The organism is Bradyrhizobium sp. AUGA SZCCT0169, assembly GCF_018130085.1.
Lineage (GTDB): Bacteria > Pseudomonadota > Alphaproteobacteria > Rhizobiales > Xanthobacteraceae > Bradyrhizobium.
This window is the reverse complement of the sequence record NZ_JAFCMC010000003.1, coordinates 192,701-215,311: the sequence shown is the minus strand read 5'-3', so window position 1 is coordinate 215,311 and position 22,611 is coordinate 192,701. Positions and strand designations below refer to the sequence as shown.

At 62.8% G+C, this 22,611-nt stretch carries 25 protein-coding genes; 8 read left to right on the top strand and 17 right to left on the bottom strand.

Features of this window, described 5'->3' with window-relative positions; all coding sequences use genetic code 11:
* Positions 1-10: 10 nt before the first annotated feature.
* The gene (locus JQ609_RS04830) at positions 11-358 is read right to left on the bottom strand and encodes a hypothetical protein (protein WP_212272196.1); all 348 of its coding nucleotides are present in this window, start codon (positions 356-358) and stop codon (positions 11-13) included.
* Positions 359-628: 270 nt separating this feature from the next.
* Here JQ609_RS04830 and JQ609_RS04825 point away from each other — a divergent pair, with 270 nt between their 5' ends.
* Positions 629-1,633, top strand: coding sequence for an alpha/beta fold hydrolase (locus JQ609_RS04825; RefSeq protein WP_212272195.1), 1,005 nt, complete (start codon positions 629-631; stop codon positions 1,631-1,633).
* Between the two features lie 130 nt (positions 1,634-1,763).
* On the opposite strand, the gene JQ609_RS04820 is transcribed toward JQ609_RS04825, so the two are convergent.
* Positions 1,764-3,296, bottom strand: coding sequence for an acyl-CoA carboxylase subunit beta (locus JQ609_RS04820; RefSeq protein WP_212272194.1), 1,533 nt, complete (start codon positions 3,294-3,296; stop codon positions 1,764-1,766).
* Between the two features lie 129 nt (positions 3,297-3,425).
* Between JQ609_RS04820 and JQ609_RS04815 the strand changes: the two genes are divergently transcribed.
* Positions 3,426-3,839, top strand: a complete 414-nt coding sequence (locus JQ609_RS04815) for a DUF4260 domain-containing protein (protein WP_212272193.1) — start codon at positions 3,426-3,428, stop codon at positions 3,837-3,839.
* Between the two features lie 75 nt (positions 3,840-3,914).
* Complete coding sequence (locus JQ609_RS04810; RefSeq protein WP_212272192.1) at positions 3,915-4,916, top strand: dienelactone hydrolase family protein; 1,002 nt, start codon at positions 3,915-3,917, stop codon at positions 4,914-4,916.
* Between the two features lie 240 nt (positions 4,917-5,156).
* Here JQ609_RS04810 and JQ609_RS04805 read toward each other — a convergent pair whose 3' ends face one another.
* Complete coding sequence (locus JQ609_RS04805) at positions 5,157-5,975, bottom strand: class D beta-lactamase (RefSeq protein ID WP_212272311.1); 819 nt, start codon at positions 5,973-5,975, stop codon at positions 5,157-5,159.
* 164 nt (positions 5,976-6,139) lie between these two features.
* Between JQ609_RS04805 and JQ609_RS04800 the strand changes: the two genes are divergently transcribed.
* Entirely contained in the window at positions 6,140-7,261 is a 1,122-nt protein-coding gene (locus tag JQ609_RS04800) for a hypothetical protein (RefSeq protein ID WP_212272191.1), read from the top strand.
* Positions 7,262-7,285: 24 nt separating this feature from the next.
* Here the strand turns inward: JQ609_RS04800 and JQ609_RS04795 are convergent, their stop codons facing one another.
* The 3 genes from JQ609_RS04795 to JQ609_RS04785 all read right to left on the bottom strand — a co-directional run bounded on the left by JQ609_RS04795 (position 7,286) and on the right by JQ609_RS04785 (position 9,975).
* Positions 7,286-7,552, bottom strand: coding sequence for an EscU/YscU/HrcU family type III secretion system export apparatus switch protein (locus tag JQ609_RS04795; protein ID WP_212211747.1), 267 nt, complete (start codon positions 7,550-7,552; stop codon positions 7,286-7,288).
* Complete coding sequence (locus JQ609_RS04790) at positions 7,549-9,129, bottom strand: flagellar hook-length control protein FliK (protein ID WP_212272190.1); 1,581 nt, start codon at positions 9,127-9,129, stop codon at positions 7,549-7,551. The genes JQ609_RS04795 and JQ609_RS04790 overlap by 4 nt, the downstream gene beginning before the upstream one ends.
* Positions 9,130-9,198: 69 nt before the next feature.
* Positions 9,199-9,975 carry an ATP12 family chaperone protein gene (locus JQ609_RS04785; protein WP_212272189.1) on the bottom strand — a complete coding sequence of 259 codons (777 nt, stop codon included), beginning with the start codon at positions 9,973-9,975 and terminating at the stop codon, positions 9,199-9,201.
* 141 nt (positions 9,976-10,116) lie between these two features.
* On the opposite strand from JQ609_RS04785, the gene JQ609_RS04780 reads away from it, so the two are divergent.
* The gene (locus JQ609_RS04780) at positions 10,117-10,563 is read left to right on the top strand and encodes a hypothetical protein (RefSeq protein ID WP_312014801.1); all 447 of its coding nucleotides are present in this window, start codon (positions 10,117-10,119) and stop codon (positions 10,561-10,563) included.
* An 8-nt stretch (positions 10,564-10,571) separates the two neighbouring features.
* Here the strand turns inward: JQ609_RS04780 and JQ609_RS04775 are convergent, their stop codons facing one another.
* The gene (locus JQ609_RS04775) at positions 10,572-11,768 is read right to left on the bottom strand and encodes an RluA family pseudouridine synthase (protein WP_212272188.1); all 1,197 of its coding nucleotides are present in this window, start codon (positions 11,766-11,768) and stop codon (positions 10,572-10,574) included.
* 253 nt (positions 11,769-12,021) lie between these two features.
* Here JQ609_RS04775 and JQ609_RS04770 point away from each other — a divergent pair, with 253 nt between their 5' ends.
* The gene (locus tag JQ609_RS04770; RefSeq protein WP_212272187.1) at positions 12,022-12,975 is read left to right on the top strand and encodes an alpha/beta hydrolase; all 954 of its coding nucleotides are present in this window, start codon (positions 12,022-12,024) and stop codon (positions 12,973-12,975) included.
* Between the two features lie 19 nt (positions 12,976-12,994).
* On the opposite strand, the gene JQ609_RS04765 is transcribed toward JQ609_RS04770, so the two are convergent.
* The 6 genes from JQ609_RS04765 to JQ609_RS04740 all read right to left on the bottom strand — a co-directional run bounded on the left by JQ609_RS04765 (position 12,995) and on the right by JQ609_RS04740 (position 17,660).
* Complete coding sequence (locus JQ609_RS04765) at positions 12,995-13,285, bottom strand: helix-turn-helix domain-containing protein (protein ID WP_212211752.1); 291 nt, start codon at positions 13,283-13,285, stop codon at positions 12,995-12,997.
* Positions 13,285-13,629: a type II toxin-antitoxin system RelE/ParE family toxin gene (locus tag JQ609_RS04760; protein WP_212272186.1), complete on the bottom strand. Its 345-nt coding sequence runs from the start codon at positions 13,627-13,629 to the stop codon at positions 13,285-13,287. The genes JQ609_RS04765 and JQ609_RS04760 overlap by 1 nt, the downstream gene beginning before the upstream one ends.
* 140 nt (positions 13,630-13,769) lie before the next feature.
* Entirely contained in the window at positions 13,770-14,480 is a 711-nt protein-coding gene (locus tag JQ609_RS04755; protein WP_212272185.1) for a tetratricopeptide repeat protein, read from the bottom strand.
* Positions 14,477-15,820, bottom strand: a complete 1,344-nt coding sequence (locus JQ609_RS04750; protein ID WP_212272184.1) for a replication-associated recombination protein A — start codon at positions 15,818-15,820, stop codon at positions 14,477-14,479. Before JQ609_RS04750 ends, JQ609_RS04755 begins: the two co-directional genes overlap by 4 nt.
* Entirely contained in the window at positions 15,817-17,208 is a 1,392-nt protein-coding gene (locus tag JQ609_RS04745) for a DegQ family serine endoprotease (protein WP_212272183.1), read from the bottom strand. The genes JQ609_RS04750 and JQ609_RS04745 overlap by 4 nt, the downstream gene beginning before the upstream one ends.
* Positions 17,209-17,282: 74 nt before the next feature.
* A complete protein-coding gene (locus JQ609_RS04740) occupies positions 17,283-17,660 on the bottom strand; it encodes a helix-turn-helix domain-containing protein (protein WP_212272182.1) in 378 nt (125 codons plus the stop codon).
* A gap of 118 nt (positions 17,661-17,778) precedes the next feature.
* Between JQ609_RS04740 and JQ609_RS04735 the strand changes: the two genes are divergently transcribed.
* Positions 17,779-18,792 carry a zinc-binding alcohol dehydrogenase family protein gene (locus tag JQ609_RS04735; protein ID WP_212272181.1) on the top strand — a complete coding sequence of 338 codons (1,014 nt, stop codon included), beginning with the start codon at positions 17,779-17,781 and terminating at the stop codon, positions 18,790-18,792.
* Between the two features lie 118 nt (positions 18,793-18,910).
* Here the strand turns inward: JQ609_RS04735 and JQ609_RS04730 are convergent, their stop codons facing one another.
* Complete coding sequence (locus JQ609_RS04730; protein ID WP_212272180.1) at positions 18,911-19,207, bottom strand: DUF1330 domain-containing protein; 297 nt, start codon at positions 19,205-19,207, stop codon at positions 18,911-18,913.
* Between the two features lie 92 nt (positions 19,208-19,299).
* Entirely contained in the window at positions 19,300-20,094 is a 795-nt protein-coding gene (locus tag JQ609_RS04725) for an SDR family NAD(P)-dependent oxidoreductase (protein ID WP_212211764.1), read from the bottom strand.
* A gap of 387 nt (positions 20,095-20,481) precedes the next feature.
* On the opposite strand from JQ609_RS04725, the gene JQ609_RS04720 reads away from it, so the two are divergent.
* The gene (locus JQ609_RS04720) at positions 20,482-20,883 is read left to right on the top strand and encodes a hypothetical protein (RefSeq protein ID WP_212211766.1); all 402 of its coding nucleotides are present in this window, start codon (positions 20,482-20,484) and stop codon (positions 20,881-20,883) included.
* A 104-nt stretch (positions 20,884-20,987) separates the two neighbouring features.
* On the opposite strand, the gene rplQ is transcribed toward JQ609_RS04720, so the two are convergent.
* Together rplQ and JQ609_RS04710 are read right to left on the bottom strand one after the other, a co-directional pair.
* On the bottom strand, positions 20,988-21,404 hold the full coding sequence (rplQ, locus tag JQ609_RS04715) for a 50S ribosomal protein L17 (protein WP_212211768.1): 417 nt from the start codon (positions 21,402-21,404) through the stop codon (positions 20,988-20,990).
* A gap of 142 nt (positions 21,405-21,546) precedes the next feature.
* A complete protein-coding gene (locus tag JQ609_RS04710; protein ID WP_192733847.1) occupies positions 21,547-22,578 on the bottom strand; it encodes a DNA-directed RNA polymerase subunit alpha in 1,032 nt (343 codons plus the stop codon).
* Positions 22,579-22,611: the final 33 nt, after the last annotated feature.

Genomic DNA, 22,611 nt, shown 5'->3' with positions numbered 1-22,611 from the left:
GCCGCTAGCCTCACACCAGTTTCATCGGCGCATCGCCGACCATCCGCAGGTCGATCCTGCTGATCAGATCGGAACGGAGCAGCTCTGCGGCGCCGATAGCTTCCTCCGTCTGCCGCAACGTGCTGACATTCGACCCGAGCGAGACAATTCCGCCCAGGATCATCGCGATCGATCCGAGGGCTGCCGTCTGACCGGCCCCTAGCAGACCGAGCATCGTGACGAGCAGCAAGGCGGCGCCGCCGGCGATGGCCGCCTTGGAAGTCAGAATATACTTCCGGCATCGCTCGGCGGCCTCGGCAAGCTCCTCAAGCCGCGCTTCGATCCGTGAAATCTCTTCGATCGGGTCGTCTTCAATCATTGAAGGGTAGTTACCGGAATTGGTGGAAGTCAACCCTACGCGCTGCGGGCGCCGGTGATCAAGGCGTCGGGCTTCAGGCCTGTACGCAGGATCGGTGGCACGGCTTGTCCGCGCCGCTCATGGAGCGATCCCGATCAAGCGATGGTGACGTTTCGTGAAGGGCGCCCCCCTTCCACTCGAAACCATAACGCCGGTATGTCGTTGCCAAAAGTGGACATCGCTTCTTGATTCCGATGCCGCCACGCGAGGCCAACGCCGTCGGAGTTCCCAATGAATCGTCTTTGTGCCGCGGCGCTGGCCAGCGCCCTGCTCGTTTCACTTCATGCACCAGCCAGCGCCGCCGCGCGCGAGCCCTATGGCATCGGGCTGGAAGGATTCGCCTATCCCTATCCGGTCAGCCTGCTGCCGCTCACCAACGACGGCGAGCAAGTGCGGATGGCCTATATGGACGTCGCGCCGACGCAGCCGAACGGGCGCACCGTGGTGCTGCTGCACGGCCGCAATTTCCCGTCGAGCTATTGGGCGCCGGTCATCAAGACGCTCTCGGACGCAGGCTATCGCGTGGTGGTGCCGGACCAGATCGGGTTCGGCAAATCCTCCAAGCCGCAGGGCGAGCTGCATTTCGACACGCTGGCGCGCAACACGATGGCGCTGCTGGATCATCTGCAGATCGGCAAGGCCGATATCGTCGCCCATTCGCTCGGCGGAATGCTCGGCGTGCGGATCGCCCGCGCCTACCCTGACAGGGTCGACCATCTCGTGCTGACCGCGCCGATCGGGCTTGAGGATTACCGTCTCTATGTGCCGCCGACGCCGACCGAAAAGATTCTGGAGAACGAGGACAGACTGACCGCCGACGGATATCGCAAGCAGCTCGAGACCAATTATGCGCTAAAGCTGCCGGCAGACCAGGTCACGCCCTTCATCGATGCGCGTTTCAACATCAAGGGCAGCGCCGAATATCCGCGCTGGCTGCGCGCCTTCGTCAGCTCCGCGCAAATGATCTATCGCGAGCCGGTGGCGCATGAAATCCCGCTGATCACGCGGCCGACCCTGTTCATCATGGGCGCCGACGATCACAACGCACCGGGCAAAGCCAATGCGCCCGAAGCGTTGCGGCCGAAGATGGGCCACAACGCCGACCTCGCCAAGGCGCTCGCCGCCAAAATGCCGAACGCCCGCGCCGAAGTGATACCGGACACCGGGCATCTGGTGTTTCTGGAGGCACCGGCGAAATATAACGAGCTGCTGCTGGGGTTTCTCGGGGGCCGATAACGGTGCGTAGGATGGGTGGAGCGACCTGTCCGCCGTAGCTCAAAGAGCGAAGGCGGAAGCGATACCCATCAATTGCGGGCGCGAAGACCAAAGATGGTGGGTTACGCTTCGCTAACCCACCCTACGAAGCTTACAACGGCAAATTGTCGTGCTTCTTCGCCGGCATCTCGACCTTCTTATCCCTGAGCATCGCCAGCGCCCGCGCGATCCGCTTTCTCGTCGAATGCGGCATGATCACATCGTCGATATAGCCGCGTTCGGCGGCGATGAAGGGGGACAGGAAGCGGTCTTCGTATTCCTTCGTTCGCGCGGCGATCGCATCGGAGTCACCGATGTCGCTGCGGAAGATGATTTCCACCGCGCCTTTGGCGCCCATCACGGCGATCTGGGCGGTCGGCCAAGCGTAGTTCATGTCGGCGCCGATTTCCTTGGACGCCATCACGTCGAACGCCCCGCCATAGGCCTTGCGGGTGATGATGGTCACCAGCGGCACCGTGCACTGCGAATAGGCGAACAGCAGTTTGGCGCCGTGCTTGATCAGGCCGCCATATTCCTGCGCGGTGCCCGGCAGGAAGCCCGGCACGTCGACAAACGTCACGATCGGGATGTTGAAGGCGTCGCAGAACCGAACGAAGCGCGCGGCCTTGCGTGAGGCGTCCGAGTCGAGCACGCCCGCCAGCACCATCGGCTGGTTGGCGACAAAGCCGACGGTGCGGCCGGCGATGCGGCCAAAACCGGTGACGATGTTTTTTGCAAATGTCTCCGAGATCTCGAAGAAGTCGCCCTCGTCCACGACTTTGAGGATCAGTTCCTTCATGTCGTAGGGCTTGTTCGGATTGTCGGGGATCAGCGTATCCAGCGACATATCGAGGCGTTCGATATTGTCGAAGCTCGGCCATTCCGGCACGCCGTCGGTGTTGTTAGAGGGCAGGAAGTCGATCAGCCGGCGCATCTGCAGCAGCGTCTCGACATCATTTTCGAACGCGCCGTCGGCGATCGAGGAGCGCGTGGCGTGCACGGAGGCGCCGCCGAGTTCTTCGGCCGTGACCACTTCGTTGGTGACGGTTTTCACCACATCGGGCCCGGTGACGAACATGTAGCTCGTGTTCTTCACCATGAAGATGAAGTCGGTCATTGCGGGCGAATAGACGTCGCCGCCGGCGCAGGGGCCCATGATGACCGAGATCTGCGGGATCACGCCTGACGCAATGACGTTGCGGCGGAACACGTAGGAATAGCCCGCGAGGGCAGCTACGCCTTCCTGGATGCGCGCGCCGCCGGCGTCATAGAGCCCGATGATCGGCGCCCGCGCCTTCATCGCCATGTCCTGCAGTTTTGTAATTTTCAGCGCGTGGGTCTCCGACAGCGAGCCGCCGAACACGGTAAAGTCTTTCGCGAATACAAAAGTCTTGCGGCCGTTGACGGTGCCCCAGCCGGTGACGACGCCGTCGCCGGGGATCTTGTTCTTTTCCATGCCGAATTCGACCGAGCGGTGCTCGACGAACATGTCGAATTCCTCGAACGAGCCCTTGTCGAGCAGGAGTTCGATGCGTTCCCGCGCCGTCAGCTTGCCGCGGGCGTGCTGCGCCTCGATGCGCTTCTCGCCGCCGCCGAGCTTGGCGCCGGCGCGCCGTTCTTCGAGGGTGTCCAGGATGTCTTTCATGTGCTGCCGCCCGTCTCAGGTCCGAATTGGCCGGGGTTCTAACACGGCCTTTTGCGAACCGGAAACACCCCTTCATGCCCTCTGGTACCGGTGCGGAAGTGCACCTATATCCGCACCTCTGCACAGGGGATGCAATTGACGGATACTGCGACCGCCGAGCCTGCCGGGGCCGTTACCGGGGGCCTGCGAACCATGCTCCGGCTGGAAGGCCTGGCGCTGTTTTTGGGGATGACGCTGCTCTACTGGGTCTGGGACGGATCGTGGTGGGTCTACGCCGCCCTGTTCCTGGCGCCCGACCTCAGCTTCGCCGCCTATTTTTTCGGGCCGCGCTTCGGGGCGATGCTCTACAACGCCGCCCACACTTACATGGTGCCGATGGCGCTCATGACGGTCGGCTTTGTCACGGCCGAGCCTTTGGTGCTGTCCATCGCCATGATCTGGCTCGCCCATATCGGCTTCGACCGCGCGCTGGGGTTTGGGCTGAAATATTCCACCGGGTTCGGCTTCACCCATCTCGGGCGGATCGGGAAGAGATCGACCTAGGGCTGACCGGTTTGACAGGCATTGCTCTGCTTGGTCTAGTTGCTCCCACGACGAAAAATACTGGGGGGCATACCGATGCTGAGAGACTGGCGCTTTGCCGTCACGGCCGCGATCTTTTGCGGCGGGATTCTCCTGAGCGACCCTGAGGCCAACGCGCAGTCGATCCCCAGGGACGTCGCCGCGCGCACCGAAATCTACGCGATCCCGTCGCTGACGATTTCGGACCAGCAATTTTTGAATGGCGACAGCAACGGCAAGCAGGTCACCGTCGCCGGTCAATTCCGCATCGCGCAAGGCACTGGAAAGCTGCCGGTCGTGGTGCTGATGCACGGCTCGAGCGGCGTCGGCGCCGGCATGGATCCGTGGGTGCGTCAGCTCAACAGCCTGGGGATTTCGACCTTCGTGATCGACGGCTTCTCGGGCCGCGGCCTCACCGCTGTTGGCCCGAACCAGGGCCTGCTCGGCCGGCTCAATTTCATCGTCGACATCTATCGCTCGCTGGATATCCTGGCCAAGCATCCGCGCGTCGACCCTGAGCGGATCGTGCTGATGGGATTTTCGCGCGGCGGACAGGCCACGCTCTACGCCAGCCTCGATCGATTCAACAAGCTCTGGAACAAATCCGGCGCGCAGTTCGCCGCCTACATCCCGTTCTATCCGGATTGCTCGACGAGCTATGCCACCGACACCGAAGTCGCGGCGCGTCCGATCCGGATCCATCACGGCACGCCCGACGATTATAATCCGGTGTCGAGCTGCAAGGCCTATCTGGCCCGGTTGCAGGAAGCCAAGCGCGACGTGGTGCTGACCGAATATCCGGACTCCCCGCACGGCTTCGATTCCGGCCTGCTCGGCCTCAGCACGACGACGGTGTCCACCAATGCGCAGACCGCCCGCAATTGCAAGCTCAGCGAGGGCGAAGGCGGCGTGTTGATGAATGGCGATACCAAGGCGCCGTTCAGTTACAAGGATGCCTGCATCGAGCTCAACCCGCATGTCGGCGGCAACCCGACGACCGCCGCGGAAGCGCGCAAGGCCGTGAGCGACTTTTTGCTGGCGCTGTTCAAGCTGGGGTGAATTGGAAGTAGGTCAGGTGTCTCATCGACAGCGGTGAGCCCCTCTCCCCTTGTGGGTCGAGACGAGCGAAGCTCGCTCTTAGAGGGTTGGGGTGAGGGGTTCTCTCCTCACGATCAATCTCACGGCGGATAGAGACCCCTCATCCGGCGCCATAGCCGATGCAAAGCATCGGCGTTCTAAGAACGGCGGCCGGAGGCCGCCTATGCCACCTTCTCCCACAAGGGAGAAGGGAAGAAGAATTCAAATCGCGACAATGTCCGACAGGCATTGCTGCGTCACCGTCATGCGCGCGGCGATGTGGGCGGGCTCCTTGCAGTCCATGTTCATCGCGAACACGGTCTGCATGTTGCCCTTCTCGGCCCACCCGACCATCCAGCCCAGTGACGGCCTGCCCTGCTCGGCGCCCAGCAAACCACTCTTGGCGTGGATCGTGGCGTCGCCGACTTTCGTTACGGGGAGGATATCGCGCACCAGCTCCTGGCTGCGCTTGCCGACCGGCAGCACGCCGCGCCGCAGCCGGTCGATGAAATCGATCTGCTGGACGGGGTCGATGCGCAGCTTGCCGGTCAGCCAGAACTGATCGATGCCGCCGCCGATGTCGCGGTTGCCGTACTCGAACAGGTCGAGATATTTCTGCATCCGCTCCGAGCCGATGCGCCGGGCGATCTCCTGATAGACGGGCACCGCGGAGACCGCGATCGCCGAGCGCAGGGTGTGGTCGGTGTTCCAGGCCGCGATGCTGCGGGTCACCCCGTCCCACTTGAAGATATCCTTGTCCGGGTCCTCGACCACGCCGGTCTCCAGCGCAATCAGCGAATTCGGAATCTTGAAGGTGGAAGCCGGCAGCTTGTCCTCTCCGGAGCGGACCTTGTCGCTGGCGATCATCAGATAATCGTCGACCTTGTAGCCGACGAAGGTGCCGACCGTTCCCAGGCTGAAGAACCGTTTTGCCAGATCGTCGCGAAATTCGCTGCGCTGATAAGAGACATTGGCGAAACCGCGCGAAGGCAAAAGGCTGGCGGCGGCAACAAGTCCGAGCGCATGGCGGCGATTGATCACGAGATATCCGAAACGATTGAGGAACGCAGGAACGATGCAGGTGGCATCGTGGTAAAACAATGACAACGGAAATGCCAGATTTGTCAGAGGATTCCCGAGTAGAATCGTCAAGATTGCGGCGCAAATTGAATGCTATCTGTGCGAATGGCATTATGGAGCCCGCCTTGAGGACGTTGTTTCTCCTGCCCGTCATCGCCTGCTTCGCCAGTGGCCCCGCAGCCCCTCAAGCGCCCTTCGCGCGTCACGCCGGCCAACCCGATTACGTGGTCACCATGGCCTGGAACTCCTGGGGCAAGTCCGGGCAGCGGACCGTGACCTATCACGGCAAGTGGAAGCGCATCGATCAAGGCGGCACGTCCGCCTATATCTCCGCGAGCGACGCCGTGCGTGTAGGCATTGACGATAACGCCCGATCCATCTCATTCGCGCACGGTCGCAAACCGAGTCGTCGCCGCAACGATGAACCTCGCAATACTGGCGAGCGGCAGACATATCTGGATGAAAGCTGCACCGTGTGGAACGTCTCGCGCCCCATTGACGAGCGTTCCAGGCACGGAGTCACCCATCTGAGTTGCATCACCGACCACGGCATCGAACTATGGTCGAAGAGCGTCGATGGGAAAGGCGAAGTGGCGGGTTCGGCTGAAGCCACCAGTATTGTACGCCGACCTGTCAGGCCGGAAGAAGTGCAGCCGCCACGCACACTTCTGGCATTGGATTGGTGGGATCAGAATCCACCGACGTCAGGCGCGAAATCGATCCCCGATCACGAGGTGGTCATGGAATTCTCCGACGGCACCGCCGGGGCGGAAAAAGCGATCCGCACCACGCGTCGTCATGGTGCCTGGGAATATCTGGACGAAAAAGGCAACCACTTCCGACGCAGCGTCAGGATCACGCACGATTCTCGCAGCTTCCGTCTGCAATATACTCATGCTGATGGTCACCCACATGAGGAGCTCCGCTTGGCAAGACACGAGCACGCACAATCAGAAGCCTCTACACTTACTCCCGAGCAAGCGAAAGCGATCGAGCCAAAGGATCTGGAGCGTTCCGAAACGGTCCTTGGTGAAACCTGCCGATGGTTCGGCATACACATGCATGACGCGAGCCACCTTATTTGTCTGACAAGCGATGGCATTTTGCTGAAGGAAAGTCTCTCCGGCAGAAGTAGAACCGACGAACGAAGCTGGACCGCGATCCGCCTGTCTCGGCGCCCGATCAGTCTCGACGAGATAAAGCCGCCGGCTGAACTGCTCGATCCGCAGCGCTGGGGCATCGAATAGCGGCGAACGGTCGTTTCGTAGCAGCTACCGAATTCGCCCCGTCAGACGCAGCACGAAAATCAGCACTTCGGCGACCGCCTTGTAGAGCTCTTCCGGGATTTCGTCGCCGATCTCGACATGCGACAGCGCGCCTGCGAGCACCTCGTTCTCCTCGATCGGGATGTCGTGGGCCTTGGCGAGCTCGATGATTTTGGCGCCGATGGTGCCCTTGCCCTTGGCGACGACGCGCGGCGCGCCCTTTTTGTCGTAGTGCAGCGCGACCGCGAGCTGGTTGCGGACCTCGACGCTCATAGCGCGCGGTCCAGGAAATGCCCGGCCTTGGCAGGGGCGGCCTGCGGCGGCGCGCCGTCGCGGATCACGATCTCGCCGGGCTGCAGTTCGGCCCTGGTGAGCGCCTGGCTCAATTCTGATGCACCGGCGCGCAGCTGCGCGGCGGTGGCGGGACGTTCCGCCCACATCCGCACGGAGGTCTTTTCGCCAACCAGTGACACCAGCGCATGGATCGGACCGGTCGGCTCGACATCGAGCGAAAACCGCGCCCGCCACACCTGCTTGGCGGCCTCGACCTCGGCGGCAGCACCGTCGCGGGCAATCTCGAACTGCGCCATCGCCGTGCCCTGCGGCGTCACGAACGGGATTTCGAAATTCCAGCGCGGCGTCGTTGCGTCGACCTTCGGGCCTGTAACATCGATGCGGTCCGGCAGCGAGGCAACCTGCAGCAGGGTCTGCCGCGCAATCGCCGCATCGGTGTCGTCGAGCAGATGATGCGCGGTGGTGGCAAGCGGCGCGTCCGGCGCGAGCGAGGGTAACGCGACCGGCTGGGCCGTCGGCGATGCGCCGCGAAACGGCGGTGGCGGCGTGTTGGTGTGAACGGTGACGTCGTCGCCGGCTACCGCCTTCGACAGTGTTGCCGATCGCGCGGGCGTGCCGAATTGCTGCAGCGCTTCCTGCAGCAGGTTCATGGTCGCGCCCGCGCTCGGTCCGGAGTTAAGCGCCTGGGCGAGAGCGCCCTGCAGGCCACCGCGCGTTTGGGCAATCTCCTGAGCCACAGGCAGCCGCGCCTGCGGCAGCAGGATTTCGTGGACGTCGAGATCGGGAGCCACAGACGGTACGAGGCCGGGGGCGGCATTCGGCAAACCGGCCTGGGCCGGCGCCGCCTTCGTAGCCACCGCTGCATCCCCGCCGAGCGCCGATTGCAGCGTCTGGCGCAGCACGATCAGCGCGGCCTTGAGATCGGGCGCGCCTGATGACGGCACCGCGCCCGAGGCCAGCGACGCCTCGAGGAAAATCCCGGATTTCTGAAACGCGGTCTTGATGTCGGCGCCGTCGAGATTTTGGTCGAGGCTGGTCTGTTGCGCCAGCACCTGCGCAATCGCCGCTTGCAATTTAGGCGGCAGGTTGGCGGATGATACCGCGGCGCCGAGATTGGCGAATAATGGCGCGAGACTATCCTGCTCAGTTGCCGCGCTCTGCGCCGCGACCGACACCGCCGCGCGTTCCAGCGGCGTCAGGACGTTTTTGGAGGGGGCTACGATTGTCGGTCGGTTGGCCGCCGCGTCGACCATCGCCTGCGGCGACAGCGTGACGGCATCATTGGCGACGCCGCCCTGCCCGACCAGTGCAAGCCGGATCCCGTCCTTGGTCTGCGACACGGCGAGTTGCAGCGACTGCCCCGCCTGCAGCGGAATTTCGGTGGCGACATCGATGGAGAGCGCAGCGATCGCGATCCGCACCAGATTGGCGTCGAGAACCTTCAGGACCTGCGCATTGACCACGCTGCCTTGCGCCAGCACGAGTTCGGGCGCCACGCCGCCGACCTCTTGGGCGGCAAGCACCGGAAGCACGGAATTGTTGATAGAGATCGCCATATCAGAGGTCTCGGCCAGGGCATCAGGCTACCCCGGCGTCGTAAACCTCTCGTTAACCGACCATCCGATTCAAGGCTTCAAGGCCTTCAGAATGGTCACCGCGGCGGTGAAATCAACCAGCCGGGCCGCCCTGCGGGCGGCGACCTCCTCGTCGAGGCCCCATTTTTCAATGTTCCAGTCCTCATCGACATGGGCGGCGGCCCAGACCTCTTCGGCGTTGCGCACGCCGTGGAAGAGCGCCAGCGCCAGCAGCGCCGAGCCGGTCAGTGTCGTCACCACATGCAGCGCCGCGACCGACCAGGGATCGGTTGGGAATACCGCGCGCGCCGCCTTGATCGCCGGCTCCGGCTGGGTGACGTGCACGATCCCCTCGGCCAGCATGAAATGGGCGCCGAGTTCGTTCGCCGCCCAGAACACCACGGGATCCCAATGCGCGGCTTCTTTTGCGACCAGCGCTTCGGGATGGCCGGCGCGATAGAACAGCAAATCGGTGCCGAGATATTTTTCGACGTCGTCGGCCACCGCATCGACGCGATCGATGACGCCTTCCCCGACGCTGTTGGCAAAGCGCGTCAGCGGCATGGTCAGGGGGTTGATGGTTTCGACCTGCGCATTCCATTCTGCCGCGATCGCCTCCGCAATAACAGCGTTGGGCGTGACGACATGGCGGCCGGAGGGCGTGCGGATCGGCTTGCCGTCGAGCGTGACCGTAAAGCCGCCATCCGCCTCGCCGACGCCGGCACTGGCGTAAAAGCGCTTGCGTTGTGGCACGCGGGTCGCGCGCCGCACCGCCTCCTCCGGGTCGAACGGAGACTGGCCGGCAACTTCATCGAATAATTCACGCATCCGCGCCTTATAGCGCTTTTGGGCGAAATGGACACCGCTTCACGCCAAAAAACGCTTCAATTCGAGCCGTGTGCAAGGCTTTCGCCTGATGTCATTTGCCGCCAAAATGGGCCCGGTGAAACCAAGAAAGGTCCGCGAGCCGTGAAACTCCTTGCTGCGATCCTGATTTCGATGGCTGTTCTCGCCGCCCTGCCCGCACAAGCCGGGTTCCGCACCCCGGAATCCCTGGTCCGCAACGTCTACGCCTATTACGGCAAGGGCTCGTCAGACCTGTCGAAGGGATTGCCGCGCAGCGCCGAGATCGCGGAACAGTTTTTCGATCGCAGTCTGCGAAGCGCGTGGATCGCCCCGCGCGAGGCGCCGTACGATTTCATGGTACAAAGCCCGACCTGGAAAATCGGCCCGGTCTCGACCAAAATCCTGCGCACGGAATCGGGCAAGACCTATGTCACCGCCAGCTTCAACAATAACGGCCGCGCGATCACGCTGAACTTCATCGCCGTCAAGGGGCCTGACGGCTGGGTGATTTCGGACATCGAAAGCCCGCAAGATTCCTTGCGGCTGTTTCTCGCGCAGTTCAAGCGCTGACGGAGACGCTACTCCTCCGGCGCGTTCTCGATCGGATCGAAGCGGTCGGCCTCGAGGCCGAGCAGATTCCAGGACTGCAGCATGTGCGGCGGCAGCGGCGCGGTCGCGTCGATCACGCCACCGCGCGGATGCGGGATCACGATCCGGCGCGCCAAAAGATGCAGGCGGTTCTGGATGCCGCCCGGCAGGTCCCAGTTTTCCTTGTTGAAGTATTTGGGATCGCCGACGATGGCATGGTCGATATGCGCCATATGCGCGCGCAATTGATGGGTGCGCCCCGTCACCGGCTTCAGTGACACCCAGGCGAGTTTCTGCGCCGAGGTCTCGACCACGGCGTAATAGGTCACCGCGTGGCTGGCACCTTCATCGCCATGCTTGGCGATCCGCATGATGGTGTCGTCCTCGCTCTCTTCCTTGGCGAGATAGGTCGAGATGCGGCCCTGCTTCGGCTTCGGGACGCCCGCCACCATCGCCCAATAGATTTTTCGCGCCGAGCGATGGCGGAACGATCCGGTCAGCGCGGTGGCGGCAAAGCGCGTTTTTGCGATCAACAGACAGCCCGACGTTTCGCGGTCCAGCCGGTGCACCAGCCTTGGTTTTTGCCCCTTGGCGTCGCGCATCACTTCGAGCATGTCGTCGACATTGCGCGTGATGCCGGAGCCGCCCTGCACCGCAAGCCCTGCTGGCTTGTTCAGCACCATGACGTCGGCGTCCTCGAACAGGATCATGTCCTTGAGCGCCTGCAGCGTCTTGGTCGCGGCTTCCGAGAGCGTGCCGCCGACCTTCGGCGTATCGAGCTTGAGCGGCGGAATCCGGATGCTCTGCCCCTCCTCGATCCGGTCCTTGCTGTCGGCGCGCTTGCCGTTGACGCGCAGTTCGCCTTTGCGAACGATGCGCTGGATGTGGGAGAACGACAGGCCCGGAAAACGCGCCTCGAGGAAGCGATCGACGCGCATGTTGTTCTCGTCCGCGGTCACGACCACGGTCTGGACCTTGGTCGGCAACGGCGGCTCGGCGACGATCTTCTCAGGCTCGGGAACGTAAGGCGCCGGTTTCGGCGCGCGGGGCGCCGACGCGGAAAAACGCGCCGGCGGCTTGCCGCCCGGACGATGGGCCGGCCGCTCGGCTTTCGAGCCCCGATAGGGCCGCGCGCCCTTGGGGCGGTCGCCCGCCGGGCGGAGAGGTTTTTTGACGCGACGGCTCATGATTGGCTTGGCTCCGGATAAGGCCGTTGCCTAGCGCAAAAGCAGCGAATCGTCACGGTGAATCGGCCCGTTCCGGAGAATGTCGGAGCAAAACCCGGCCGATCCGGCTTCAATTTCCGCTCCATTTGGTCTCGCGCCAGATCCATCTGATACTCGTGTGGGCGCGGGTCGCGTACGAAAGCTTGTCCGCCTGGCCGGCGGCCAGGCAAGCAGCGGCCGGATGATGGTTTGGGAAGCAAACGGGAGTTGGGGGATGAAATCGACGACATGGGCCGTGAAGCTGTTCCTGGCCGTGATCGCAGCCATCTGGGCAGGTTCGGCCCTCGCGCAGCAGCCGGCGATGTCGGAGGATCTGGCGTGGAAGCTGCTGGAACTCGGGCGCACCATTGACCCGCCCAAAACCGCCGCGCTCTACGCGCCGATGCAGCAAAAGGAGCCCTACGAGGGCATCAAGACCGAGCGCGACGTCAAATACGGCGCGGCGGAGCGGCATCTGCTCGACGTGTTTACGCCGGACACCAATTCATCGGCGCGGCCGGTGCTGATCTTCATCCACGGCGGCGGCTTTGTTGCCGGCAACAAGCGCAACCCCGGCAGTCCATTTTACGACAACATCATGCTGTGGGCGGTGAAGAACGGCTTCGTCGGCGTCAACGCCACCTACCGACTGGCGCCGCAATTCGTGTATCCAGCCAGCGCCGAAGACCTTGCGTCCGTGGTGCTATGGGTGAGCGAAAAAATCCGCGAGCGTGGCGGCGATCCGACGCGCGTCTTCCTGATGGGGCAATCCGCCGGCGCGGTGCATGTCGCCAACTACGTATCGCATCCCGAGCTTCACAAGGTGAAGGGCGGCGGCATCGCCGGCGCGATCATGGTCTCCGGCATCTACGACCTGACGGCATCGCCGGTCGGCGACGCCGAGATCACCTATTTCGGCTCCGATCCCTCGCGCTATGCCGAACGATCTTCGCTGCGAGGCTTGCTGGAGACAAAGATTCCATTGATGGCCACTGCCGCCGAACTCGATCCACCGCGCTTCATCGAGCAATACGAATTGCTGAAACAGGCCACCTGCAAAAGCGCCGAGGGGTGCGCGCGCACCTTCATGCTGCCGCAGCACAGCCACATGTCGGAGGTCTACGCGATCAACACCGCGGATACGCGGTTGACTGATGAGATTATGGAGTTTGTGAAGACGGGGAAGTAGCGACGCAATGGTCCGTTCATTACGTCAGCTCAACACGCAAGGTGCGCCCAACGGCGTTCGCAGCGCGGCGCAACGTCTCGAGCGTCACGGACGGTGTGCCGGGATCCAACAGCCGGTCAAGCTGACGCCGGCTGGTTTTCATCCGCTCTGCCATCGCACTCTTGGTAATGCCCTGCGCTTTCATCGCCTCCGCCAATTGCTCGGCGATGATCTCCTTGATTGCGCGTTCTTCGCACGCTCCAAGTACGCCCTGTTCGGCAAGGAATTCGTCGAACGTTTCTTCGCTCACGCGCGCTTTCTTCTTCACCATCACGTCACCTCTCGTTTGCGCTTCAGCGCGAGCTCAATGTCTTGCTGCGGCGTCTTCTGCGTCTTCTTGATGAAGCCGTGCAAGAGGATCATGTGCCCGTCACCCATGCAGAAAATCACTCGCCCAATTCGGTTGCTGTCAAAATCGCTTCGCACCTCCCACAAGCCGTGCCCAATCGGAGCACAATGCGGACGCCCGATGGGCCAGCCAAACTCCACTTTCTGAATGTCCTTGCCTACCGTTTGACGGTCCCCGGAAGACAATTCCAAAATCCATTCCCGAACAGGATTGCGGCCCTGCTGGCTGATATAGAACCGAGCAGGCAGCTTTTTTTGTTCGATCAATCATGTGGATTGCTCAATGTGCCATTTTTGGCACATTTTTGCAAGACCCCTTTTCCGGCAGCGGCGTAGAATTCGTAGCCGGAGCCATGGACTTCCGACTTCGTCAGCTTGGTCGGCGAAGCGACATCAGCGAACGACACTCACTTGCACTGCGCGTCATTTCTCAACTTGGCGAGATCGACCTTCGCATTGGACGACGGACGCTGCTTCATCGCGACATCAGCCGCCGCGCAGGCGGCGTCGCGGTCGCCGTTCTGCAGGCGGGCGTGGGCGAGATTGATCCAGGCGTCGCCGAAGTCCGGCGTGTCCTTGACCGCCTGCTCCAGCACTGGCTGCGCCTCCTTCGGACGCTTGGCGACCAGCAGCACGCGGCCGTAGTCCGCATTCAGCATCTTCAGCGGATTGGGCTGCTTCTGCGCAATCCGGAACAGCTCTTCGGCGTAGTCGAGGTCCTTGAAACGAATTTGTGCGATCGCCGCCAGGCCGTGATAGACGACGCTCTGTTCGGGAGCGACGAGGTAGGCCTGGTTGAATCGCAGTGCGGCTTCGGGGTACTTGCCCGATCCAAGCGCCCGCCAACCACGCTTGACCACTTCGTCCAGCGCCTTCTCCTTGGTCCCGGCCGCCTGCACCAGGGCCTTGACGAACTTGTCGTCCTCGTCCCGCTGCGCGTCGGTCTTGGCTTCGAAGCCAAAGAACGGCTGTTCCTTGGCGGGCGCAGCATAGGTCCGCTTCGTCACCTGTATTCCCGGCGCAACCTGCACGGTGTCAGCCGACGCGGATTGCGCGAACCCCGCGACAAACAGCGCGCACGCAAGAGCGAACACGCCACGGCACTTCAGACCAATCATTCAGCACTTCCTCCGCCGCGTTCGCGCCGCAGCTTCGCCCAATAGTCCAGCCGCTTGCGGATCTCGCGCTCGAAGCCGCGGTCGGGCGGATCATAAAATGTCTGGCGTCCCAGCGCTTCCGGGAAATAGTCCTGGCCGGAAAACGCATCGGGCGCATCGTGGTCGTATTCGTAGCCGGAACCGTAGCCTTCCGACTTCATCAACTTGGTCGGCGAGTTGAGAATGTGTTTTGGCGGCAGCAGCGAACCGCCCTCCTTCGCCGTGCGCATCGCCGCGCCAAAGGCCTTGTAGGCGGCGTTGGATTTCGGCGCGGTGGCGAGATAGATCACGGCCTGCGCGATCGCCAGTTCGCCCTCGGGATGGCCGAGGAAATCATAGGCATCCTTGGCGGCGTTGCAGATCACCAGCGCCTGCGGATCGGCCAGGCCAATGTCCTCCACCGCCATGCGCACCACCCGCCGCGCCAAAAACAGCGGATCCTCGCCGGCATCCATCATGCGCGCGAGATAATACAGCGCCGCATCCGGATCGGAGCCGCGCACCGCCTTATGCAGCGCCGAGATCAGGTTGTAGTGGCCGTCGGCGGATTTGTCGTAGATCGGGGCGCGGCGCTGCAGGATGTCCTGCAATTGCGTGGCGTTGAAGACTTCGCCCTTGCGCGCGGCGCGCCAGACTTCTTCGGCGAGCGTCAGCGCGGCGCGACCGTCGCCATCGGCCATCCGCACCAGCACGGCGCGGGCCTCGACGTCGAGCGGCAGCTTCTTGCCCTCGATCTTTTCCGCATGGGCGTACAGCTGCTCCACCGCCACCGCATCGAGCGAATGAAACACCAGCACGCGGGCTCGCGACAGCAGCGCCGCGTTGAGCTCGAACGAGGGATTTTCGGTGGTGGCGCCGACCAGCACCACGGTGCCGTCTTCCATCACGGGCAGAAACGAATCCTGCTGCGCGCGGTTGAAGCGATGCACCTCGTCGACGAACAGCAACGTGCCCTTGCCGGTCTCGCGGCGGGCGCGCGCGGCATCGAATACTTTCTTCAGGTCGGCGACGCCGGAAAATACCGCAGAGATCTGTTCGAAATGCAGTTCGGTGGCATCGGCCAGCAGCCGCGCCACCGTGGTCTTGCCGGTGCCGGGCGGTCCCCAGAACACCAGCGAACCGAGCGTGCGCGTTTCCAGCATCCGCGTCAGCGCACCGTCGAGGCCGAGGATGTGATCCTGGCCGACGACATCTGACAACGACTGCGGGCGCAGCCGATCCGGCAGCGGACGCGGCGCGTCCTGCTCCATCCCTGCCGCGGCAAAGAGGTTGGCAGCTTCGCGTGGCTGCTTCGGGCTCATCCGCCGAGCGTCACGTTGATCTGCTGGCCGCCGCGTACCACGGTGATGCGCCAGATCCGCGACTGACTTTTCGAGGCCTTGTCGAGATCGCTGGTCTTGGCGATCTTCTGGCTATTGACCGCGAGGATGATGTCGCCCTTCTGGAAGCCGACGCTGGCGGCCGTTCCGCCATCGGCAAGATCGATCACGACGACGCCTTCGGTCGAGGCGTCCAGCCGCAGCTCATCGGCCACCGCCGGCGAGATGTTGGCGACCTTGGCGCCCTGGAACGGCGAGCGCGCGGTCAACACGATCTCGTCGCGGTTGGTATCGGGCGCGGTTTCCAATGGCATCGTCAGCTTCACGGTCTTGCCGGCGCGCTGCACGTCGATCTGCGCCGAACCACCCAATAGACGGGTGGCGAAGCGATAGTCGAACGCGTTGGGATCGTCGATCACCTGGCCATCGATCGAGGTAATCAGGTCGGACAGTTTCAATCCGGCGCGCGCTGCCGGGCTGTTCGCCGCGACGTTGGCGACCAGCGCACCGGTCGGCGACTTCAGCCCCAGCGTCTCCGCGATCTCGGGCGTCACCGCCTGCAACTTGGCGCCGAGATACGGGCGCTTCACCGCCTTGCCGCCGCTCTTGGCGGAGGCCACGACCACGCGCACCATGTTGGCCGGAATCGCAAAGCCGATGCCCTGCGAGCCGCCGGAGCGCGAGAAGATCGCGGTGTTGATGCCCGCAAGCTTGCCCGTCATGTCGACCAGCGCGCCGCCGGAATTGCCGGGGTTGATCGCGGCATCGGTCTGGATGAAGAACTGGTAGTCGGTGATGCCAACTTGCGTGCGCGCCAGCGCCGAGATGATGCCTTGCGTCACGGTCTGGCCGACGCCGAAGGGATTACCGATCGCGAGCACGACGTCGCCGACCAGCAATTCATCGGAATTGGCAAAGTCGATCGTCGTGAACTTCTCCTTGTTGTCCTTGATGCGCAACACCGCCAGATCGGTGCGGCTGTCCTTCAGCACGATCTCGGCCTCGAATTCACGCTTGTCGGCCAGCGATATCTTGACCTGATCGGCGCCTTCGATGACGTGGTTGTTGGTGACGACGAGGCCGGAGGCGTCGACCATCACGCCCGAACCCAGCGAACGCTGCATCTGCTCGGGCTGCTGGCCGGGCACGCCGAAAAAGCGGCGGAAGATCGGATCGTCCAGCAAGGGATTGCGGTTCTGCACGGTCTTGGCGGCATAGACGTTGACCACCGCCGGCTGCACCCGTTGCACGATCGGCGCGAAGGAAAGCCGCAGCTCGGCTCCCGACGACGGCACGCGGCGGTCCTGCGCCAGCGCCGGCGTGGCAACGATCGCGGAAACCAGTAGCAGGGCAAGAGAGCGAATCAACATGCAAGAAATCCCGTAATTTGGTGCGTCAGATATAGATGCGAGGCGGCAACGAGAGAAGACAAGGCGGTACACGACTACGCTGCGCGATCGGGCGCTTTGATGGTTTCCGGCGCAGGTCCACAGGACAGCCGGTCCCGATGGCTCTCCCCCCACGCCTTCAGCGTATCGATCACGGGGCGCAGGCTCTCGCCGAGCTCCGAGAGGGTATACTCGACCCGCGGCGGCACCTCGGCATAGACCTTGCGGACCACCAGTTTGTCATCCTCCAGCGCGCGCAGCTGCTTGGTCAGCATGCGCTGGGTAATGCCGGGCATCCGCCGCCGCAACTCCCCAAATCGCTGGGTACCGGCCTGCAGATGGAACAGGATCACGCCCTTCCACTTGCCGTCGATCAGATCGAGGGTGGCTTCCACCGAGCAGCCGGGCCGATGGGCAGAATTCCGCCTTTTCATGCGTTATTTTCCAATAGTATCCAAACAGGGACTAGTTCCCCGATTTTACAGTACTTGCCAAATTGATGCCAGCGCGACAGGTAGGCTCAATCAACAGAACTGGCAGGAGACAGCAGCCATGAAGGCCGTCGGATACCAAAAATCGCTCCCGATCGAGGACGCGAATTCGCTGATCGATTTCGAGACCGCCAAGGGCGAGCCGAAAGGCCGCGACGTCAGAGTCGCCGTAAAAGCGATCTCGGCCAACCCGGTCGACTACAAGGTCCGTAAGCGCGCCGCGCCGCCCGAAGGCGAGACCAAGATTTTGGGTTATGACGCGGCCGGTGTCGTTGATGCGGTCGGGCCTGACGTGACGCTGTTCAAGCCGGGCGATGAAGTGTTCTACGCCGGCTCTATCCTGCGCCAGGGCACCAATTCGGAATTCCATCTGGTCGATGAACGCATCGTCGGTCGCAAGCCGAAATCGCTTTCCTTCGCACAGGCCGCCGCGCTGCCGCTGACCTCGATCACCGCCTGGGAATTGCTGTTCGATCGGCTCGGCGCGGTGCCGGGCAAGAGCGTCGATCCGCGCACGCTGCTGATTACCGGCGGCGCCGGTGGCGTCGGCTCGATCCTGATCCAGCTCGCGCGCCGCCTCACCGGCCTCACCGTGGTTGCCACCGCGACCCGGCCGGAATCGAAAAAGTGGTGCCTCGATCTCGGCGCGCATGCCGTGATCGATCACGGCAAGCCGATGAAGGAGCAGATCGAGCAGCTGAAAGTGCCGCCGGTCGGCCTGGTCGCCAGCCTCACCTACACCGATCAGCACTACAAGGGGATCGCCGACCTGATGGCACCGCAGGGCAAATTCGGCCTGATCGACGATCCCCCGGAATTCACGATGAGTGCGTTCAAGGGCAAGGCGATCTCGGTGCACTGGGAATCGATGTTCACCCGCTCGTCGTTCCAGACGCCGGACATGATCGCGCAGCACATGCTGCTGAACGATGTTGCCGACCTCATCGACAAGGGCGTGCTGCGCACCACGCTCGACCAGACCTTTGGCACCATCAACGCCGCCAACCTCAAACGCGCGCATGCGCTTTTGGAGTCGGGAAAATCGCGCGGCAAGATCGTGCTGGAGGGATGGTAGTTCGAGATTGCGTAGGGTGGGTTAGCGCAGCGTAACCCACCAACTTGCCACGCGATTTACTAAAGTGGTGGGTTACGCCTTCGGCTAACCCACCCTACGATCTACTACGATTACGATCTCAAACTGCTGGCACCCCCTCGACAAACAACAGCCGGCGCTCCAGCGCGGTCGCGCGCACCTTCAATGCCTCGGCGTATTCCGGCGAGGCATACCATTCACGCAGGCGCGCCATCGACGGGAATTCCACGATGATCATCGTCTTCGGCGGCGGTTCACCTTCGATGAGTTCGACGCGCCCGCCACGAACGAGATATTGCCCGCCATACTGCGCGATCGTTTCGGCAGCGAGGCTGCGATAGGCACCGAAGTCTGCCGCATCACGCACCCCGACTTCGGAAATGACATAGGCCGGCATCGAAGCCTTCCTTGTTTGGCGCGTTTTCTTTCCTCGAACCGGTCCCCACCCCCGGATCAAGTCCGGGGAATGCTCGAAAACGTAATGGCTCCTCACGCGATGGTCTGGATGATGCCGCCCTCGGCCCGCAATGCCGCACCGTTGGTGACGGAGGCTTCCTTTGAGCTGACATAGACCACCATGTTGGCGATCTCCTCGACGCTGGCAAAGCGCTCGACCAGCGACGTCGGGCGGTGCTGTTTGACGAAGCGGGCTGCCGCCTCCTCTACCGACTGGCCATTTTGCTTGGCGAGATCCCTGACGAAGGTCTCGACGCCTTCCGACATCGTAGGCCCGGGCAACACCGAATTGACCGTCACGGCGGTGCCGCGGGTCAGTTCCGCAAGCCCTCGCGCCACCGCGAGCTGCGCCGTCTTGGTCATGCCGTAGTGGATCATCTCCTTTGGAATATTCAGTCCCGATTCCGAGGAGATGAAAACGATGCGGCCCCAGTTGCGCATCAGCATGCCGGGCATATAGGCGCGCGACAGCCGCACGCCCGACATCACATTGACCTCGTAGAAGCGGCTCCAGTCCTCGTCGGGAATGTCGAAAAACCCCTTGGGCTCGAATATCCCGGCATTGTTGATCAGGATGTCGACGCTGGGCAGCGCTTCAAGCAGCGCGCCACAACCCGCCGCGGTCGAGACATCCGCGGCCACGCCGCGGACCTTGGCGCCGGGCGACGCCTTGCTGATGGCGGCAACCGCGCTATCGACCTTGCCCTGCGCACGGCCATTGACCACGACCGTGGCGCCCGACGCAGCCAGCCCCTTGGCGATGGCGTGTCCGATGCCGGCGGTCGAGCCTGTGACCAGCGCGGTCTTTCCCGCAAGATCGATGTTCATGAGGTATCTCCCTGTTTGATGACGGGGATATCGGGCGCGACAAGCGCAACCGCAATTGTTCTCTTCGGTTCGTGATCTCTCCCCGCCTCTCCGCTTTCGCCGTCGAGGACTCTTTCGAGGATTGGTCGGCCATCCCGCCGACCGTCAGTCGCTCAGGACGCGAATGGTGGCGCGCCGCCGTTGTGGTTCGGATCATTGGGGAAGCGAACGCTCGCTTCGGCCGAGACAAAAAAAGCGGCGCCCGGAGGCCCGCTCGAAGCCGTGAACAGGCGTTCATGAATATTAAATCTGCCGCCCGGCCGCTCGGCCGCTTGCGGCGTGCAACGAACTTCACTTGAATGTGTTTATTGAGTGTCTGCTTTACGGATTTGCGGAAAGGAGTGTTCCATGAGGAAAGCACCTTTGATCCTGGCGCTTGCGGCCACCCTCGGCCTGACGGCTGTCGCAGCGCCCTCGCCCGCCGAAGCGCGCTGGCGCGGCGGCGGATTTTTCCCGGCTGTGGCTGGCGGCCTCCTGGCGGGAGCGTTGATCGGCGGCCTTGCGTCCAACGCCTACGCCTATGGCCCTGGTTACGGATACTATGGCGGATATCCCGGCTACGGTTACGGATACCCTCGTTACTACGGCGGATACGCTCCGGCCTATTACGGCGGTTATGCGCCAGCCTACTACGGCGGATATTATGGCGGGCCCTATGTGCCCGTGGTTCGCTATCGCCGCGTGATCCGCCCGGCCTTCGCCTATTATGGCGGGCCCCGGTATTATCATCGCCACTGGCGCCACTGGTGAGTTAAGCGAACGCGGCGCTGGACATCGCGCGCCGCGTTCGAGTTCGGCAAATAAAAAAGCGGCGCCGGAAAGCGCCGCTTTTAAGACCATTTGACTTGTAAGGCTTACGCCGCTTCGGCGGACTTTTCCTGCACCGGGCCGGAGTCCTTGCCCTTGGCATCGACGTCGCGGTCGACAAATTCGATCACGGCCATCGGGGCGTTGTCGCCGTAGCGGAAGCCGGCCTTGATGATGCGGGTGTAGCCGCCCTGGCGGTCCTTGTAGCGAGACGCCAGCACGTCGAACAGCTTGCGGACCTGATCCTTGTCGCGCATTTCGGAGATCGCCTGGCGGCGCATGGCCAGACCGCCCTTCTTGCCGAGCGTGACCAGCTTCTCGACGATCGGGCGCAATTCCTTGGCCTTCGGCAGCGTGGTGACGATCTGCTCGTGCTTGATCAGCGCCGCGCACATGTTGGCGAACATCGCACGCCGATGCTCGGCGGTGCGGTTGAGCTTCCGGTGAACCTTGCCGTGACGCATGTTGAATTCCTCAATACTTATTCTGTCGCGACGGTTCGTCGGACTTGTTGCTCAGGTGGGCCGCCTGCGTTCGCCCTGGGAAGCGAGTAGTAAGTAGCGAATGGTTTGTCTTTCCATTCGCTATTCGCCACTCCCTATTCGCTCAATAGTGGTCTTCGAAGCGCTTGGCGAGCTCGTCGATATTCTCCGGCGGCCAGCCCGGCACTTCCATGCCGAGATGCAGACCCATCTGGGCCAGCACTTCCTTGATCTCGTTCAGCGACTTGCGGCCGAAGTTCGGGGTACGGAGCATTTCCGCTTCCGACTTCTGCACGAGATCGCCGATGTAGACGATGTTGTCGTTCTTCAGGCAGTTTGCCGAACGCACCGACAACTCCAGTTCGTCGACCTTCTTGAGGAACGCAGGGTTGAACGCGAGATCGGGGATGATCTCCTGCGCCACTTCCTTGCGCGGCTCTTCGAAGTTCACGAACACGTTGAGCTGATCCTGCAGGATGCGGGCGGCATAGGCCACCGAATCTTCCGGCGTGATCGCACCATTGGTTTCGATCGTCATGGTCAGCTTGTCGTAGTCGAGGATCTGGCCCTCGCGGGTGTTCTCGACCTTGTAGGAAACCTTGCGGACCGGCGAGAACAGGCTGTCGACCGGGATCAGGCCGATCGGCGCGTCCTCGGGGCGGTTACGCTCGGCGGCGACATAGCCCTTGCCGGCAGCGACCGTGAATTCCATGCGGATTTCCGCGCCCTCGTCCAGCGTGCAGATCTGCAGGTCGGGATTGAGCACCACGACGTCGCCGACGGTCTGGATGTCGCCGGCGGTGACGACGCCCGGGCCCTGCTTCTTCACGACCATGCGCTTGGGGCCTTCGCCCTGCATCTTGATCGAGATGTCCTTGATGTTGAGCACGATGTCGGTGACGTCCTCGCGAACGCCCGCGATCGAGGAGAACTCGTGCAGCACGCCGTCGATGTGCACCGACTGCACCGCTGCGCCCTGCAGCGACGACAGCAGGATGCGGCGCAGCGCGTTACCGAGGGTCTGGCCGAAGCCGCGCTCGAGGGGTTCTGCGACAACGGTCGCAAACCGGGCCGCATCGGTGCCCGGCGTTACCTGCAGCTTGTTCGGTCGGATAAGTTCTTGCCAATTTTTCTGGATCGTCACTGTGTCACCCATGTGTCAGTCCTTTGGGCCAGTCGTGCCCGCAAC

Excerpts from the sequence above, each read along its gene's own strand:
- JQ609_RS04830 (WP_212272196.1), bottom strand. The coding sequence starts at position 358 with ATGATTGAAGACGACCCGATCGAAGAGATTTCACGGATCGAAGCGCGG.
- JQ609_RS04825 (WP_212272195.1), top strand. The coding sequence starts at position 629 with ATGAATCGTCTTTGTGCCGCGGCGCTGGCCAGCGCCCTGCTCGTTTCA.
- JQ609_RS04820 (WP_212272194.1), bottom strand. The coding sequence starts at position 3,296 with ATGAAAGACATCCTGGACACCCTCGAAGAACGGCGCGCCGGCGCCAAG.
- JQ609_RS04815 (WP_212272193.1), top strand. The coding sequence starts at position 3,426 with ATGCAATTGACGGATACTGCGACCGCCGAGCCTGCCGGGGCCGTTACC.
- JQ609_RS04810 (WP_212272192.1), top strand. The coding sequence starts at position 3,915 with ATGCTGAGAGACTGGCGCTTTGCCGTCACGGCCGCGATCTTTTGCGGC.
- JQ609_RS04795 (WP_212211747.1), bottom strand. The coding sequence starts at position 7,552 with ATGAGCGTCGAGGTCCGCAACCAGCTCGCGGTCGCGCTGCACTACGAC.
- JQ609_RS04790 (WP_212272190.1), bottom strand. The coding sequence starts at position 9,129 with ATGGCGATCTCTATCAACAATTCCGTGCTTCCGGTGCTTGCCGCCCAA.
- JQ609_RS04785 (WP_212272189.1), bottom strand. The coding sequence starts at position 9,975 with ATGCGTGAATTATTCGATGAAGTTGCCGGCCAGTCTCCGTTCGACCCG.
- JQ609_RS04775 (WP_212272188.1), bottom strand. The coding sequence starts at position 11,768 with ATGAGCCGTCGCGTCAAAAAACCTCTCCGCCCGGCGGGCGACCGCCCC.
- JQ609_RS04770 (WP_212272187.1), top strand. The coding sequence starts at position 12,022 with ATGAAATCGACGACATGGGCCGTGAAGCTGTTCCTGGCCGTGATCGCA.
- JQ609_RS04765 (WP_212211752.1), bottom strand. The coding sequence starts at position 13,285 with ATGGTGAAGAAGAAAGCGCGCGTGAGCGAAGAAACGTTCGACGAATTC.
- JQ609_RS04755 (WP_212272185.1), bottom strand. The coding sequence starts at position 14,480 with ATGATTGGTCTGAAGTGCCGTGGCGTGTTCGCTCTTGCGTGCGCGCTG.
- JQ609_RS04750 (WP_212272184.1), bottom strand. The coding sequence starts at position 15,820 with ATGAGCCCGAAGCAGCCACGCGAAGCTGCCAACCTCTTTGCCGCGGCA.
- JQ609_RS04745 (WP_212272183.1), bottom strand. The coding sequence starts at position 17,208 with ATGTTGATTCGCTCTCTTGCCCTGCTACTGGTTTCCGCGATCGTTGCC.
- JQ609_RS04740 (WP_212272182.1), bottom strand. The coding sequence starts at position 17,660 with ATGAAAAGGCGGAATTCTGCCCATCGGCCCGGCTGCTCGGTGGAAGCC.
- JQ609_RS04735 (WP_212272181.1), top strand. The coding sequence starts at position 17,779 with ATGAAGGCCGTCGGATACCAAAAATCGCTCCCGATCGAGGACGCGAAT.
- JQ609_RS04730 (WP_212272180.1), bottom strand. The coding sequence starts at position 19,207 with ATGCCGGCCTATGTCATTTCCGAAGTCGGGGTGCGTGATGCGGCAGAC.
- JQ609_RS04725 (WP_212211764.1), bottom strand. The coding sequence starts at position 20,094 with ATGAACATCGATCTTGCGGGAAAGACCGCGCTGGTCACAGGCTCGACC.
- JQ609_RS04720 (WP_212211766.1), top strand. The coding sequence starts at position 20,482 with ATGAGGAAAGCACCTTTGATCCTGGCGCTTGCGGCCACCCTCGGCCTG.
- rplQ (WP_212211768.1), bottom strand. The coding sequence starts at position 21,404 with ATGCGTCACGGCAAGGTTCACCGGAAGCTCAACCGCACCGCCGAGCAT.
- JQ609_RS04710 (WP_192733847.1), bottom strand. The coding sequence starts at position 22,578 with ATGGGTGACACAGTGACGATCCAGAAAAATTGGCAAGAACTTATCCGA.